The following is a 14,692-nucleotide window of genomic DNA, read 5'->3' on the forward strand; positions in this document are numbered from 1 at the left end:
ATAGTTTGCCTCCCGTCTGAAAAGGAGGTCCGTCCATGGCAGCCCAGTCACGCAACATCGCAGAATTGGAAAACGCATCCGTATGGCGTCTGCTGGTCCAGTACTCCCTGCCCTCCATCGCCGGCATGGTGGTGTACTCCCTGTACAACATCATTGACAGCGTCTTCATCGGCCACGGCGTGGGCCCCCTGGCCCTGTCCGGCCTGGCCGTCACCTTCCCCATCATGAACCTGACCTTTGCGCTGGGCACGCTGGTGGGCATCGGCGGGGCGGCCATCAGCTCCATCCGTCTGGGCAAGAAGGACCAGGAGGGGACGGAGCGCACGCTGGGGAACGTCCTCATCATGAGCCTGATCGCCGCCGTGGTGCTGGTGGTTCCCACACTGCTCTTCCTGACGGAAATCCTGACCGCCTTCGGCGCCAGCGGGCAAACCCTCGCCTACGCGTACGACTTCATGCTCGTCACCCTGCTGGGGCTGCCCGTCACGTACGTCTTTTTCAACCTCAACCACGTGATGAGGGCCACCGGCTACCCGAAAAAGGCCATGGGCTCCACCCTGCTCTCCGTGGGGATCAACATCATCCTGGCTCCCATCTTCATCTTCTGGTTCAAATGGGGCATCACCGGAGCCGCCCTGGCCACCCTGCTTGCCCAGGTCACCGGCATGGCGCGCGTGCTGCTCCACTTCTCCGACGCGGCCAGCACGGTCCACTTCCGGCGCGGCATCTGGGAACTGCGGAAGGCCATCGTCACCGGCATCCTGTCCATCGGCATGGCTCCGTGCCTGGTAAACGTCTGCGGCAGCGCGGTCACCATCGCCATCAACAGGCAGCTTGCGGACCACGGGGGGGACCTGGCTATCGGCGCTTACGGCATCATCAACCGCATTCTCATCCTGTTCGCCATGCTCGTCATCGGCCTCACGCAGGGCATGCAGCCCATCATCGGCTACAACCACGGGGCCATGAAGCCGGGACGCGTCCTGCTCACCCTCAAGTACGGCGTGCTGGCGGGCACTTCCTTCACCACGCTGGGCTTCCTGGCCTGCGTTTTCTTCCCCCGCGGCATTGCCGGGCTCTTCACGGATGACGCCGCGCTCATCAGCCTGGCGGCCAACGGCCTCACCATCTGCGTGCTGGCCTTCCCGCTCATCGGCAGCCAGATCATCATCGGCAACTTCTTCCAGGCCATCGGGAAGGCCCGTCTGGCCATCTTCCTCTCCCTGACGCGCCAGATGCTCTTCCTGCTGCCGTTCCTGCTGGTGCTGCCCAGGTTCTGGGGACAGGACGGCGTCTGGGCCTCCCTCCCGCTGGCGGACGTGCTCTCCTTCATCGTCACCCTGCTCTTCATCCGGAGGTTCCTCAAATACTACCGGCTGAAAAACAGGCACTACCTGGACCACAGCACGGCCGAAGCGTGAAACCCTTCCAGGGAGCGCCGCAGGCCCCTGCGGCTTCGGAATGAACAGGCGGACAAAGGCCGCGCCCTCTCTTTCCACACTCGTTCGCTGACGCTCGTTTTTCCAGCAGCAACAAGGGCCAGTTTCACTCCTGACGGCTCGCGGGCAGGTTCAGTCCGGCCCTGGCGGAAAGCCCTCTTTTCCAGCTTTCCACACGTTCTCCCTGACATTTTGCGGGACATAACACCGGCAGTATGCCGAACGCGCCGCGCTTTAAGGACTCTATTTTGTTGACGGCTTCGTGTGAAATCATCATCCGGAGCCCCGCCCGGCAGACGCCAGGGAACCGTCTTCCCCATCAGCCGGCCTCCTGAAGGCGGAACAACCCGAACGACATTTACAAGGAATCTGACAAAATGAAAAACGGAATCATGATGCAATATTTTGAGTGGAACCTGCCCAACGACGGGCAGTTCTGGAACAAGCTGAAGGAAGACGCCACCCATCTGGAGGAAATAGGCGTTACAGCCGTCTGGATTCCGCCGGCCTACAAGGGCAAGGAACAGAACGACGTGGGCTACGGCACCTACGACCTGTTTGACCTGGGGGAATTCGACCAGAAGAACACGGTCCGCACCAAATACGGCACCAAGCAGGAACTCCAGGACGCCATCAAGGCCCTTCATGAACACCATGTGGGCGTCTACCTGGACGCCGTCATGAACCACAAGGCCGGAGCGGACTATACGGAAAAATTCATGGCCAAGGAAGTGGACCAGCAGAACCGGGACAAGGAAATCACGGACGCCTACGAAATCGAAGGCTGGACCGGCTTCAACTTCCCCGGCCGCGGAGACAAGTACTCCGACTTCAAATGGCACTGGTACCACTTCACCGGCACGGACTACGACGCCGCTACGGAAAAAACTTCCATCTTCAAGATCATGGGGGACGGGAAAAGCTGGAGCGAAGGCGTGGATGAAGAAAACGGCAACTATGACTACCTCATGTTCGCCAACCTGGACTTCGACCACCCGGAAGTGGTGAAAGAAATGGAAAAATGGGGCGTATGGGTATCCCGGGAACTGGACCTGGACGGCATGAGGCTGGACGCCATCAAGCACATCAATGACGAGTTCATCAAGAAATTCCTGGCCGCCGTCCGCAAGGACAGGGGAGAGGATTTCTACGCCGTGGGCGAATACTGGAAGCAGGACCTGGACTCCCTGAACGAATACCTCAAGGAGGAACGCTACAAGGTGGACCTGTTTGACGTGCCCCTGCACTACAACATGTACCAGGCTTCCAAGCAGGGCCGTGATTACGACCTTTCCAAGATTCTGGACGGCACCCTGGTCCAGAACCACCCCACGCTGGCCGTCACCTTTGTGGACAACCATGACTCCCAGTGGGGCAGCTCCCTGGAATCAGCCGTGGAAGACTGGTTCAAGCCCTCCGCCTATGCGCTCATCCTGCTCATGAAGGAAGGCTATCCCTGCATCTTCTACGGGGACTACTACGGAGTAAGCGGCAACCCGCCCATGCACCGCGGCATCATCGACAACCTGCTGGAAATCCGTAAAAACCATGCCTTCGGGGAGCAGAACTACTACTTTGACCACCCGAACACCATCGGCTTCACCCGCGTGGGGGATGACGACCACCCGCATTCCGGCGTGGCCGTGCTCATCTCCAACGGGGAGGACGGAGACAAGGTGATGAACGTGGGCAAGCAGCACGCCGGGGAAACCTGGAAGGAAGCCACCGGAAACGTGGAGGAAACCGTCACCATTGACGAGGAAGGCAACGGCCAGTTCCTCGTCCACGGCGGCAACGTGGCCGTCTGGATTCCGGAAAATGCTCCGCAGGACCCCAAGCAGGACGCGAGGGTGGAAGACGAGGAATAAATTGAATGATTGCCCCGCCGGCAGGCAAGCCGGAGCGGGCGTGGAGGAACGGCCTGTTCCGGCGCCGGACCATCTTTCCGGAAGGCGGGTCAGGCCGTTCTGACTTTAATCACCAGTTTACGGAGAGCCCCTTCCCCGATGCAGCCGGCATGGGCGTCCTCCGGGAAAAAGACGGCGAACTGCCCCGGCTTCACGGTAAAAGAGGTGTCCGGCGCATCGTCGTAATGCTGCGCGTCCTTTTCCATGTTGAACGGTTCGGAAGGCTTTTCCAGGGCAGAGCGGTCCTTCCACGCAAACCCTTCCTCCCGTGAAAGGGGAACGTGGATGTCAATGAACCTGTCGTGCACTTCCATGCGGGCCTTCTCCGGCTTCTTCATCGCCGGCTCATTCACCATCACAATCAGGGCGTCTTCCTCCAGGACATGGGGGCCCGGTTCCAGGGAAGCCGGACCGGCCTCCCTGACAAAATCGAAAGCCCGCTGGAAAAGGGGATTCAAAGACTCGTAACGGGCGGAATCGGAAAGGGAGGCAATAATCATGGCGCAGGCTCCATCCCGGAGCGGTCTCATTGTAACGGGCCGGAAAAGCCCGTCAAACCCTTTGACCCTTTTCCATGGGAATTCCCGGACTTGCCGGGACACGGCGCACGCCGGCCCCCACTTCCCGCTCCGGACAATTCCTGACCGGGCCCCCGTCCGGCGGAAGGAAAGCCGTGAAACCGGAGTTTCAGGAAACGGACGGGGAGGCACTGGCTCCATCCGCCTCCCTTTATTGAGGTATTCCTCCCCCGCGGCTGCCAACTACAAGCATCACCAGCGCAGGAAAACACCTTCTTAACGTCTCCATAATATATTCTGTTTCAATTACCTAAAACATAGAGAAGACCATGCATCGGATTAACAATCCGGAGTCAAGCATGAACATCTGAAAGAAAAACGTTTTCGGGAAATTTCCCTTGTCCATACTCCGTAAATCGTCAGCTTCTGTTCCTGATGCAATAGATTTTCTCTTCGTTCCGCAACGAAGCAGGGAAGCCCGAACTTCCGGGAAAGACGCGTCTGGGAAAGGAAACAGCCATGAGATGAGGAGCAGGCTCCCGTCCTTTCCAGGCGAAAGGCAACCTGCAAAAGAAACGGTGGATTTGCACCTCCCGCGCCTGGGAACGGAAGGCTCCCGCCTTTCGTGGGTAAAAAATCTTTCCGCAGCGCAGCGGAGGTTCTCCTTCAATAGCCGCCATCCTGCTCCGGCGAGAGTATCCATTAGGGCCGGGAGTTCCCAATTCCCAGGCAGTATGCGGGCTTGGAAGAAAACGGGAAAGTGTTTGTTAACCATGCATTTGAGCTTTCCTTCGTTCCCGTTTGAAACGTCTCCGGAGCTCCGCGGATTGTTAATCCGGTAGTTTGCGAATAATTCAATCATTCCACACGAATATGAAGAAAGCATTATACCTCATCATCCACCTGGCCGTGGCCTCTCTGGCAGGCGTCGCTGCGGCGGCAACCGTCGAGCTGATGCCCGACATCGGCGCCATGACGGGCCAGGGCTACAACTCAGCGGGACGCCTTGCCGGGGACGGCATCACGGGAGACGACGTTAAAAACTGGCTCGGTTCCCGGGCTGACGGATGGTACACCACTACCGGCAACGGCGACATGCGCTGGGGGAACGCCACCTCCAACACGGAAGACCAGACCATCAACCTGCCCAGCATGCCCGGCACGGCGGGCGTCTGCTTCGGTCTGAAAATGACCATTGAAAACATTCAGGATTACTCCGGCCTGAGCTTCAGCATGAACCTCACCCCGTCCGGAACCACCGGAACGTACACGTATTCCGTCTGGTATGAAACCAGGGACGGGGAAATGGTGGAACTCTGCAAGGGAACGAGGAACAATGACGGCTCCCCCTGGAACGTTCACTATGACCTCACGGAAGACCAGTTGAGAGCCATGAAGGAAAACGGCAACGGCAAGGTCTATGCCGTGGTGGGAAGCTCCGGAGGCCGGGGAGGAGATAACGCCACCGTGGAAGACCTTTCCCTGGAAGGGACGCTGGCCGTCCCCGAACCGGCCGCGGCCTCCCTGGGCCTGCTGGGGCTTGCCGCCATGATGCTGCGCCGCCGCAGGGTACGCGCCTGAAATGTGCTTTCTTCCAATGAATCAAGGCTGTTCCTTCACCGGAACAGCCTTTTTCATGTTCCGGCGTCTTCTCCAGGAGCAACCATGGAGACGGCTTTCCGGCCTTTCCCCTTTTCCTTCATCCGGCAATTAGTCAGTCAGAAAACCCTTCCGTCCGCCGGAAGGCGGTCCCAGCCGTTTTCCCTGCCTTATGAACACGTTATTGCCCGCGAGGCAACGCAAAACGCTTGCCATCCCGCAACCGGTAGTATATTAGAGTAACTGTAAGCCATCAACTGCACAATGATCACACAAAAGACCCCATCCAGCTCCTACCGGCCTTCCTATGACCGCACTCCCAAATATACCGTGAAACAGGTTGCGGAAATGATGGAGATGTCCGCCTACACCATCCGCTACTATGAAAACGCCGGATTGATTCCGGACGTGGACCGCAGCGGAGGCAATGCCCGCATGTTTTCAGACTACACCCTGGGCTGGCTGCGCTTGGTTCACTGCCTCCGGATGACGGGCCTCCCGATTGAAGGCGTCAAGCACTACATCGACCTGTGCCAGGAAGGGGACACCACCATTCCGGAACGCGCCGAACTGATTTTCAAGCAGGAGAAAAGCCTCCGTGAACAGCTTCGCATCCTGAAAAAACAGATGGAAGTCTTGAAGTACAAGAAGAAATTCTACCAGGATCTTTTGAACAACCACAGGCCGGACAGCTGCAATCCGCTGAACCACGTCAGCGCCAGCGAACCGAACATCGCTCCGGAAGAATAAGCTTTCCCTTAAATCCGCAACAGGAGGCGTCCGGGAATTCCAGTGGAATTCCCGGACGCCCCGTTTTTTCCTTCATTTCCCGTCAAGGAGAAAAACCTTCCCGGCTTCCCCCCTCTCCGAAGGAAAAGGAGGAAACGCCGGAAAATCCCTGCGCTTTTATTTGCTTCCCGTCGCCTCCGCATACTCCGCATCGGTCACGGGGCCTCCCCACGCCGTCCTGTTGGAAGCCGCCCTGGGCGTGATGCCGAGGTGCACGAACTCACTGTCCGGCGCCGCGCCGTGCCAGTGCTCCGTATTGGCCGGGATTTCCACCACGGAACCGGGCGTCAGGCGCCGGGCGGCCTTGCCGCGCTCCTGGTAGTATCCCGTGCCTTCCGTACAGAACAGCACCTGGCCCACGGAATGGCTGTGCCAGTTGTTCCGCGTGCCGGGGGCAAAGGTGACGTTATAGGCGGACATGTCGTAATCCCTGTTGTCCACCAGCATGGCTACCCAGGCTTTTCCGGTGAAATTGGCCGGAGCCGGCTCCCCTTTGGGGAAGGCGTCCTTCTTCCCGGCAGCGGCGGATACGGCCAGAATGGCCTCCACCTGCCCGTCAGTCAGGCCGTTGTGCTTCCCGATGCGGATGTGGGAGTTCAACTGGCTTTCCGTGCCCGTCATGGCGGCCAGGGCCGCGATGGTGGCGAGCTCCCGGGTCTTCCAGTCCATATTGTCGCGGCCGAAAATGTCCCCGAACAAATGCGCCTTCAGGAACTCGTCAATGGCCGGGGCGAACAGGAAAAGATCCCCCTTCACCGGAGCGCCGCAAAGCTTCGTCTGGTTGGCCGTGCCGAAGTCGATGCTCTTTCCGGCGGGCGGCGCTCCCGCCTCCGCTCCCACCGTATCATTGATGCCGCGCGAGGCGCGGTCCTTCGCCAGAACCATCAACTCATTGAGAGCGTTCAGGCTGCGTGGAAAACCGCAATAGGCATACATCTGGACCAGCACCTCCTTGAGCTCGTTCAGGGTCAGTCCGGCATCCAGCCCCGCCGTCAGGGCGTTCCGCAGGCCGGGCATGTCGCCCCTGGCCGTATGGGCGCTGATGGCGGCAATCTGTTGTTCTTTTGGCGACAAGGCGCTTGTATCGTTATTCATGGTTTGGGCTTCTGAAAGGTTCATCAAACAGGCAAGGGAAAAAGCCATTCCCGCAAGGGTTCGTTTCATAAGGAGCATTATTTGTTGATGGTGATCGTGTCATTGACCCACTTGACCAGCGCGGGCCTGGCCGTCCGGATGCCTTCCCCGGCAAAAGCTCCGCCCTTGAGAACGGTGGACTTGGGGCACAGCTTCCGCACCTCGTCCCCGCAGCGCGCCATGCCGCCGCCTCCGTGCGTCACAAACGGAATCACCGTCTTGCCGGAAAGGTCGTGGCTTGCCAGGAAAGAGGCGACCGGAGGCGCAATCGTGCTCCACCAGTTGGGACTGCCGATGAAAATCACGTCGTACTTGCCCATGTCCTCCACCCTGGCGGCCAGCTCCGGCCTGACGCCTTCCTGAATCTCCTTTTTGGCCTGTACCGTACATTCCCGGTACCCGGACGGGTAAGGCTTGACCGGCTTGATTTCAAACAGGGTTCCGCCCGTCGCCTTCTGAATCTGCGCGGCGGCGTACTTCGTATTGCCGCCCCATGAATAGTAGGCGACGAGCACCTTGGCAGGTTCCACGGAAACCTTGGGCTGTTCCTGTCCCGAGCATCCGGCCCCCGTCATCAGGGCGGCCGCCAGCGTGCATATCATTGATATTGTTTTCATGAATTTAATGTCTGGGTTGGAAGGCCGCGCAGAAAACAGCCCGGGAAGAAAAACGGCTTCATCCGGCAGTCTCCGTGCACGACCCTTGTTCCTTCTTCCTGTCTAAACGTTAGAGCAGCTATAAGTCAACATGTTTTCCCTCATCTGTTCCAAAGATTGCACCCACTCCACTCTAAACACTCTTATTCCTCTTTCCGGAGCCGGATCAGCACGATTTCCGAAGGAACGCCGATGCGGATGGGAAAGCCGTTCCAAATCCCCGCCCCGTTGGAGACATACAGCTTCATACCCCCCACCGTGTACAATCCGGACACAAAGCCCTCGTTGAACCGGGCCACCAGCCGGTCAATGCCGGCAATCATGCCGCCGTGCGTATGGCCGGAAACCTGGAGGTCCACGCCGTGCTCCGCCGCTTCCGGGGCCAGCCGCGGCTGATGGGCGGCGAGGATGCGCACCCCCTTTTCCGGGGCTCCCGCCAGCGCCTTGCGTATATCCGGCACCTCCTTTCCCATGATGCCGGCTACAGGATCCGTCACCCCCGCCAGCACTACCGCGCCCCCGCCCGTCTGCACATGTTCATTGTGAAGCATACGGATGCCCAGGGTGGGCAGGAACTCCATCCACTCCTCATAACCGGAATAATACTCATGATTGCCCGGCACGCCAAACACCCCGTACCTGGCCTTCAAATCCGCAAGCGGCCTCAAATCATCCCCGTGCACGGGAACCGTCCCGTCCACGAAGTCCCCGGCAATAATGACGATGTCCGGATTCAGGGCATTCGTGCGTTCCACAATTTTCCTGATGCGGTCCGCCCGCGTGATGCCGTCCACATGAAGGTCCGCCAGCACGGCGACTGTCAGGCCGTCCGCCCCATCCGGCAGATGGTTCACGGAAATCGTTTCCTCCTTCACCCGCGGCACCCCGGTTCCTCCGGCCATCCCCACGGTAGCCAGTACGGCGGCGAAAGCCAGCAGGGCAAGATTCACCCGGTTGCCGATGATGCGGAACCGTTCCGTCTTCTTCTTCCGCAGGCAGAACAGAACCAGCAAATACAGGAGGCGCGCCACGTCCGCCGCCAGCAGCAGGAAAAAGAACAAGAAAAGCACGGAGAACAGCCATGCGGCCGCCAGCAGGACGCCTTCCGGCAGAACCGGGGAGAAAAACATGGGGCCGCCGAACAAATGCAGCAGATGGAATTTGAACGCCGCCACCGCCAGAAGGACGGCGAGCAGGGCCTTCCAGCCCCATTTCAGCCTAAGCGGCAGAATGGCGCGGCAGAAAACGTAAACCGCCAGCAATGCTCCGAAAATCAGTATCATGTGTCTCTTGCTTAAAATGGCTTGAACCCCGCCGGAACGGGAAGAACGCTGTCCTTCCCCTGCGAACAACCGGCAGACGGCTTATCATGTTGAGTCCCTCACCGTAATCAGCTCCCTTCAAAATCAGCCGCAGAACCTCCTTATTTCAGATGCTCCTGAAAGAACTGCTCGATTTTGCCGAAAGGAATAACCCCGGCTTGATTGTCATAGAGATCCACATGGCTCGCGCCGGGAATGATCATCAGCTCCTTGTTGTCCCCTTTCAACTTCTTGAAGGCATCCTCGCTGAAATAGCGTGAATGGGCTTTTTCTCCGTGAATCATGAGCACGGCGCTGCGGATTTCACCGCTGTACGCCAGGAGGGGCATATTGATGAACGAGAGCGCGGAGGTGGTATTCCATCCGCCATTCGAGTTGAGCGAACGCTTGTGGTAGCCGCGGGGCGTCTTATAGTAATTGTAGTAATCCTTCACGAATCCTGGGGCATCGTCAGGCAGGGGATCGGGCACGCCCCCCGCGAGCGCATAAGAACCGTTCTTCGCATCGGCGGTGCGCTGGGCATTCAGTTGCTTGCGAAGCTCATAACGGGCGTCGGCGTCCATCGCGTCGAAATAGCCGTTCGCGTTCACGCGGCTCATATCGTACATCGTGGACGCTACCGTCGCCTTGATGCGGGTGTCGATAGCCGCCGCGTTCACCGCCATGCCGCCCCACCCGCAAATGCCGATGATTCCGATGCGTTCGGGGTCCACGTCGTCGCGTGTGGAGAGGTAGTCGACGGCTGCGGAGAAATCCTCCGTATTGATGTCCGGGGAAGCGACATAACGGGGTTCCCCGCCGCTCTCTCCCGTATACGAGGGATCAAACGCGATCGTTAGAAAACCGCGCTCGGCCATCGTCTGGGCATAGAGCCCGGAAGATTGTTCCTTCACGGCTCCGAAGGGGCCGGAAACGGCGATAGCCGGCAACTTTCCGCCGGCCTTCCGGGGGATATACAAATCCGCGGCCAGCGTAATGCCGTAGCGGTTGCGGAAGCTTACCTTGCGGTGGTCTACCTTGTCGCTCTTCGGAAACACCTTGTCCCATTCCTGCGTTAAATTCAGTTGTTCGTTCATGATCCTGTCCGTGTTGGCGTTATTGTTTTCAGCGGATAAGCTCCCTGCACAGCAAATGCAGGCGGAGAAAGCCGCGCAAAACCTTTTAAATGAATGCCCTGTCATCTTTCCAATACTTGAGGTGAATTATTACTTTACGTAATTGATCAGGTACAGGACTGACTCCGGGTCCTGATGGCACAGGAAAAGGCTCTCTCCGCGGTCCAGCCTGGCGATGGCCCCCATGTCCTCCTGGGAAAGTTCAAAGTCAAAGACGTTGAAATTCTCCTCCATCCTTTCCCGGTGGGTCGTCTTCGGAATGACGATGACGCCGCGCTGGATCAGGAAGCGCAGGGCCGTCTGCGCCGGAGTCTTGCCGTACTTCTCTCCGATGTCCTTCAGCACCGGATTCGTGAAAAATCCATTGCGGCCTTCCGCGAAGGGCCCCCAGGATTCCATCCTGGTACCGTACTTCGCCATCAGCTCCCGGGCCTTCACCTGCTGGTTGAACACGTGCGTTTCCACCTGGTTGACGGCGGGCTTGATCTCGCAGAACTCCGCCAGGTCCACAAAACGGTCCGGATAAAAATTGCTCACGCCGATGGCACGGACCTTTCCGGCCCGGTTAGCCTCTTCCATGGCCCGGTAAGTGCCGTAATAATCGTTGAAGGGCTGGTGGATGAGCAGCAGGTCCACGTAATCCGTGCGCAGTTTGCGCAAGGACTCGTCAATGGAAGCCTTCGCCTTTTCATACCCGCCGTTGGTAATCCACACCTTCGTGGTGAGGAACAATTCCTCGCGCGGCACCCCGCTCTTCTCCGCCGCGCGGCCTACGGCCTCCTCATTGCTGTAAATCTGGGCCGTATCAATGGAACGGTAGCCGGCGCCGATCGCGTCCAGCACGCAGCGCTCGCACTCTGCGGCGTCGGGAATCTGAAAAACTCCAAAGCCCAGGATAGGCATGACAACTCCGTTGTTTAATGTAACTTCTTCCATAACTGTTTCTGTTTTTTATTATTTTTGATATTGAAAGGAAAATACTCCGTTAAACGCCCTCCTGCGGTTCCAGCTCCTTCAGCTCATACTTCCTGGTACCCAGGCCTATCTGTTCGGCGTAATCCACCGTGTGCCGCCCATGACGGCTTTCAATGCGCTCGATCAGGGGTTTGCTGTTGTCTCCGGCGGAAGGCTTGACGGCGTAAACGAGGTCCAGGCAGGCTTGGTCCAGCGCCACCGGGTCAAGGGAAGCCAGAATGCCGATGCCCTTCATCTCCGGGTCATGGGGGTGGGCATCGCAATCGCAGTCAATGGACAGCTTGTTCATCACGTTGATATACAGAATCCTGTCCCCGAAGTAATCGGCCACCGCCTGAGCGGAGGCGGCCATGGACTCCAGAAAGTCGTCCTGCGCGGCCAGATTGTTCCACACGGCGGCAACGTCCCGCGTTTTTCCGGCGGAATGGATGTACGCCTTGCCGCTTGCGGAAGCCACGCCGATGGACTGGTTCTTGATCACGCCGCCGAAGCCGCCCATGGCGTGCCCCTTGAAGTGGGCCAGGTTGATCATGAAATCATAATTCTTCAAATGGTTCCCTACGATATCGTATTCCAGGTGCTTCCTGTCCTTCACCGGAATGGTGAACTCTCCCTCCGCGTCCATGATGTCCACCCTGGCAATGTCGGAAAAACCGTGCTCCTTCGCGGCACGTAGGTGGTCTTCCGTCCGGGACCGCTTGCCGCCGTAAGCCGTATTGCACTCTACGATGGTGCCGTTCACGCGGTGCACCAGGCCCTTGATCAGGGCCGGACTCAGGAAATTGCGGCCGCCCGGCTCCCCGGTGCTGATCTTGACGGCCGCCTTTCCCGTGGCCGGACGCCCCAGGGCCTCGTAAATTCTTACGAGAGCCTCCGGAGAAATCTCCTTCGTCATCCATACCCTGGAAGCTCCGTTCTTCTCCGCGGCCGCGCCCAGCGCATATTCCGGCAAGGCCAGGCACGCTAGGGCCGCGGTGGAAGACTGGAGCCACGCTCTTCTCGTCATATTGTTTCTCATGGCAACTTGATTGTTTGTTCTTGATGATCGTTCTTCGCGCTCTCTCCATTGAGACCTTTCAGGCCGCCGGCCGCGTTCATGTTCCGGAAACGCGGCCGCCCAGCGTACGGCAGATTCTTTCCACCCCCTCAAGCAGCAGTTTCCGGGGACAGGCGATGTTCAGGCGGATGAAACAGCCCTCCGATTCCCCGTACATTTCGCCGCCGTTCACCATCACCCGGCCTTCTTCCTCCAGCAAACGGACAATTTCCGCGGAGGAAAGCCCCAGCGCGGAGCAATCTATCCAGACCAGGTACGTTCCCTCCAGCGGCAGCACGCGGAGTTGCGGTAGGCGTTCGCCCAGCATGTCCCGGACCGTCTCGTAATTCCCGTAAAGGTAAAGCTTCAGCTCCTCCAGCCAGTCCTCTCCGCCGTTGTAGGCCGCTTCCAGAGCATCCACGGCGAAGGAATTGACATCGCACACCTCGTTGATGTTGATAGCCTTGTCAATCTTCCTCCGGACCTCCTCATCCGCCGCGACGATATTGGCGATCTGAATGCCCGCCAGATTAAAGGCCTTGCTGGGGGAAATGCAGGTGACGGAATGGCGCAGGGCCTCCTCCGAAAGGGAGGCGAACGGCGTGTAGGGATGGCCGGGATACGTCAGTTCGCAATGAATCTCGTCAGCCACCACCAGCACGCCGTTTCTCCGGCAGATATCCGCGATCTTCTCCAGCTCCGGCCTCGTCCAGACGCGCCCGGCGGGATTGTGGGGATTGCACAGGAGCAGGAGCTTGACGGCGGGATCCGCCGCCTTCCGCTCCAGGTCCTCCGCGTCAAGCGCGTACTTCCCGTTCTCGTACTTCAGCGGGCTGGTTTCCGCCACGCACCCGTTATTGTGGATGGAGGAAAAAAAGCAATTGTACACGGGCGTCTGCACCAGCACCTTGTCCCCCGGAGCCGTCAGGGCCCGGATGATGGCGGACAGCGCGGGCACCACCCCCGTGGTGTAAATAATCCACTCCGGACTGATCTTCCAGCCGTGGCGGCGTTCAAACCAGTTCGTGACCGCCTCATAATAGGAATCCGGAACCCGCGTGTAGCCGAAAATGCCGTGTTCCGCCCTCTTCCGGATGGCCTCCGTCACCGCCGGAGCCGTGCGGAAATCCATGTCCGCCACCCACATGGGCAGAATGTCCGCCCGGGGCATGGAATCCCACTTGTAGGAATTCGTTCCCCGGCGCGGCACAAGGGTGTCAAAATCGTACTTCATGCTGCTTCTCCCGACTGCGTTTTTCCCGTTTCAATGGAGCAGTTGGCCGGAGCCTTGCAGTGCTCGTCCAGAATAACCTCCCCGTACTCTTCCGCCACGATGCGTCCGCTGCGCGGGTTCTTGACGCTGTGCACGCGCCCCTTGATTTCCGCCTGCACGGAGGAATATTCAAAACAAAGGTCCGCATCCTCCCCGAACGTGCAGTTTTCCAGCACCAGGTTCTCCGCGTAGCACAACGCCTGCGTGCCGGAAATACGGCAATTCACCAGGCGGAGGTTTCTGGAATGCCAGCCCAGGTATTCCCCGTCCACCACGGAATCGTACACCGTCACGCCCTCCGTATTCCAGAAGGCGTCCTTGGAATGAATCTCCGCATTCCGGATCACCACATTCCTGCAATACTGGAAGGAGTAGTTCCCGTTCAGGCGGAAACCGTCAATGTCCATATTCTCCCCGTGCATGAACAGGTAATCGCCCTTGTCCGCCTGCACGTTGCGCAGCTCCGCGTTCCGGCAGTGCCAGCAGCATTCCAGGGCGTCCGTCAGGACCACGTTCTCCAGAACCATCCCGTCCATGTCCCGGAACATCTTGGGGGCTTCCACCCGCGTATCCTTCATGCGCAGGTTCCGGGAATACCAGATGGCGGCTCGGGCGCCTTCCCTGAACAGGCAATTCTCAATCAGCAAGCCGTCGTTGTGCCAGAAAGGGTACTTTCCCCGGAACTCGCACCGTACGGCTTCAATGTCGGAGCATTCCTTCAGGGCGGACTCTCCCGGATAAATCGTGACGTCTTCCAGCCTCAGATGATGGGAGGCAAACAAGGGGCGCTCCCCCTCGTAGGAAGTATTCTTAATCATTTTCTTGGTCATGGTGATGGGTTGGTAAAATGTTCTTTTGGAATTCATCATATGCGTTTAAGCGGCGGCAATCGGCATCCGGAAAAGGAAGACCGGGAAAAAGACGGGGAG

The 14,692-nt window shown here is 58.8% G+C and carries 13 protein-coding genes; 4 read left to right on the forward strand and 9 right to left on the reverse strand.

Going from position 1 to position 14,692, the window contains the following annotated elements; all coding sequences use genetic code 11:
• Positions 1 to 35 precede the first annotated feature (35 nt).
• Together J5W70_RS11720 and J5W70_RS11725 are read left to right on the forward strand one after the other, a co-directional pair.
• Complete coding sequence (locus J5W70_RS11720; protein WP_022397124.1) at positions 36 to 1,421, forward strand: MATE family efflux transporter; 1,386 nt, start codon at positions 36 to 38, stop codon at positions 1,419 to 1,421.
• A 395-nt stretch (positions 1,422 to 1,816) separates the two neighbouring features.
• Entirely contained in the window at positions 1,817 to 3,307 is a 1,491-nt protein-coding gene (locus J5W70_RS11725; RefSeq protein WP_022397125.1) for an alpha-amylase, read from the forward strand.
• 89 nt (positions 3,308 to 3,396) lie between these two features.
• On the opposite strand, the gene J5W70_RS11730 is transcribed toward J5W70_RS11725, so the two are convergent.
• Entirely contained in the window at positions 3,397 to 3,876 is a 480-nt protein-coding gene (locus J5W70_RS11730; RefSeq protein WP_180971813.1) for a NanQ anomerase/TabA/YiaL family protein, read from the reverse strand.
• Positions 3,877 to 4,737: 861 nt separating this feature from the next.
• Between J5W70_RS11730 and J5W70_RS11735 the strand changes: the two genes are divergently transcribed.
• The gene (locus J5W70_RS11735; protein ID WP_022397128.1) at positions 4,738 to 5,445 is read left to right on the forward strand and encodes a PEP-CTERM sorting domain-containing protein; all 708 of its coding nucleotides are present in this window, start codon (positions 4,738 to 4,740) and stop codon (positions 5,443 to 5,445) included.
• A gap of 282 nt (positions 5,446 to 5,727) precedes the next feature.
• Entirely contained in the window at positions 5,728 to 6,213 is a 486-nt protein-coding gene (locus J5W70_RS11740; RefSeq protein WP_022397129.1) for a MerR family transcriptional regulator, read from the forward strand.
• Positions 6,214 to 6,369: 156 nt separating this feature from the next.
• On the opposite strand, the gene J5W70_RS11745 is transcribed toward J5W70_RS11740, so the two are convergent.
• From J5W70_RS11745 to J5W70_RS11780, 8 genes are all read right to left on the reverse strand, one after another.
• Positions 6,370 to 7,347, reverse strand: coding sequence for a carboxymuconolactone decarboxylase family protein (locus tag J5W70_RS11745; protein ID WP_022397130.1), 978 nt, complete (start codon positions 7,345 to 7,347; stop codon positions 6,370 to 6,372).
• A gap of 77 nt (positions 7,348 to 7,424) precedes the next feature.
• Positions 7,425 to 8,003, reverse strand: coding sequence for a flavodoxin (locus J5W70_RS11750; protein WP_249853039.1), 579 nt, complete (start codon positions 8,001 to 8,003; stop codon positions 7,425 to 7,427).
• Between the two features lie 182 nt (positions 8,004 to 8,185).
• Positions 8,186 to 9,325 carry a metallophosphoesterase gene (locus tag J5W70_RS11755; protein WP_022397132.1) on the reverse strand — a complete coding sequence of 380 codons (1,140 nt, stop codon included), beginning with the start codon at positions 9,323 to 9,325 and terminating at the stop codon, positions 8,186 to 8,188.
• Positions 9,326 to 9,465: 140 nt separating this feature from the next.
• Positions 9,466 to 10,545: an alpha/beta hydrolase gene (locus J5W70_RS11760; protein WP_102721969.1), complete on the reverse strand. Its 1,080-nt coding sequence runs from the start codon at positions 10,543 to 10,545 to the stop codon at positions 9,466 to 9,468.
• Between the two features lie 24 nt (positions 10,546 to 10,569).
• A complete protein-coding gene (locus J5W70_RS11765) occupies positions 10,570 to 11,415 on the reverse strand; it encodes an aldo/keto reductase (RefSeq protein WP_022397134.1) in 846 nt (281 codons plus the stop codon).
• A gap of 49 nt (positions 11,416 to 11,464) precedes the next feature.
• Positions 11,465 to 12,472, reverse strand: a complete 1,008-nt coding sequence (locus tag J5W70_RS11770) for a DUF362 domain-containing protein (RefSeq protein WP_022397135.1) — start codon at positions 12,470 to 12,472, stop codon at positions 11,465 to 11,467.
• 76 nt (positions 12,473 to 12,548) lie between these two features.
• Complete coding sequence (locus tag J5W70_RS11775) at positions 12,549 to 13,724, reverse strand: MalY/PatB family protein (RefSeq protein ID WP_102731870.1); 1,176 nt, start codon at positions 13,722 to 13,724, stop codon at positions 12,549 to 12,551.
• Positions 13,721 to 14,593 (reverse strand): DUF3737 family protein, encoded by an 873-nt coding sequence (locus tag J5W70_RS11780; RefSeq protein WP_022397138.1) that lies wholly within the window; start codon positions 14,591 to 14,593, stop codon positions 13,721 to 13,723. Before J5W70_RS11780 ends, J5W70_RS11775 begins: the two co-directional genes overlap by 4 nt.
• Positions 14,594 to 14,692 lie beyond the last annotated feature (99 nt).

The organism is Akkermansia massiliensis (assembly GCF_018847375.1).
Classification (GTDB): Bacteria; Verrucomicrobiota; Verrucomicrobiia; order Verrucomicrobiales; family Akkermansiaceae; genus Akkermansia; species Akkermansia massiliensis.

What these genes read in the sequence shown, in the direction of transcription:
- J5W70_RS11720 (WP_022397124.1), top strand. Translation starts at nt 36, where the DNA reads ATGGCAGCCCAGTCACGCAACATCGCAGAATTGGAAAACGCATCCGTA.
- J5W70_RS11725 (WP_022397125.1), top strand. Translation starts at nt 1,817, where the DNA reads ATGAAAAACGGAATCATGATGCAATATTTTGAGTGGAACCTGCCCAAC.
- J5W70_RS11730 (WP_180971813.1), bottom strand. Translation starts at nt 3,876, where the DNA reads ATGAGACCGCTCCGGGATGGAGCCTGCGCCATGATTATTGCCTCCCTT.
- J5W70_RS11735 (WP_022397128.1), top strand. Translation starts at nt 4,738, where the DNA reads ATGAAGAAAGCATTATACCTCATCATCCACCTGGCCGTGGCCTCTCTG.
- J5W70_RS11740 (WP_022397129.1), top strand. Translation starts at nt 5,728, where the DNA reads ATGATCACACAAAAGACCCCATCCAGCTCCTACCGGCCTTCCTATGAC.
- J5W70_RS11745 (WP_022397130.1), bottom strand. Translation starts at nt 7,347, where the DNA reads ATGAATAACGATACAAGCGCCTTGTCGCCAAAAGAACAACAGATTGCC.
- J5W70_RS11750 (WP_249853039.1), bottom strand. Translation starts at nt 8,003, where the DNA reads ATGAAAACAATATCAATGATATGCACGCTGGCGGCCGCCCTGATGACG.
- J5W70_RS11755 (WP_022397132.1), bottom strand. Translation starts at nt 9,325, where the DNA reads ATGATACTGATTTTCGGAGCATTGCTGGCGGTTTACGTTTTCTGCCGC.
- J5W70_RS11760 (WP_102721969.1), bottom strand. Translation starts at nt 10,545, where the DNA reads ATGACAGGGCATTCATTTAAAAGGTTTTGCGCGGCTTTCTCCGCCTGC.
- J5W70_RS11765 (WP_022397134.1), bottom strand. Translation starts at nt 11,415, where the DNA reads ATGGAAGAAGTTACATTAAACAACGGAGTTGTCATGCCTATCCTGGGC.
- J5W70_RS11770 (WP_022397135.1), bottom strand. Translation starts at nt 12,472, where the DNA reads ATGAGAAACAATATGACGAGAAGAGCGTGGCTCCAGTCTTCCACCGCG.
- J5W70_RS11775 (WP_102731870.1), bottom strand. Translation starts at nt 13,724, where the DNA reads ATGAAGTACGATTTTGACACCCTTGTGCCGCGCCGGGGAACGAATTCC.
- J5W70_RS11780 (WP_022397138.1), bottom strand. Translation starts at nt 14,593, where the DNA reads ATGACCAAGAAAATGATTAAGAATACTTCCTACGAGGGGGAGCGCCCC.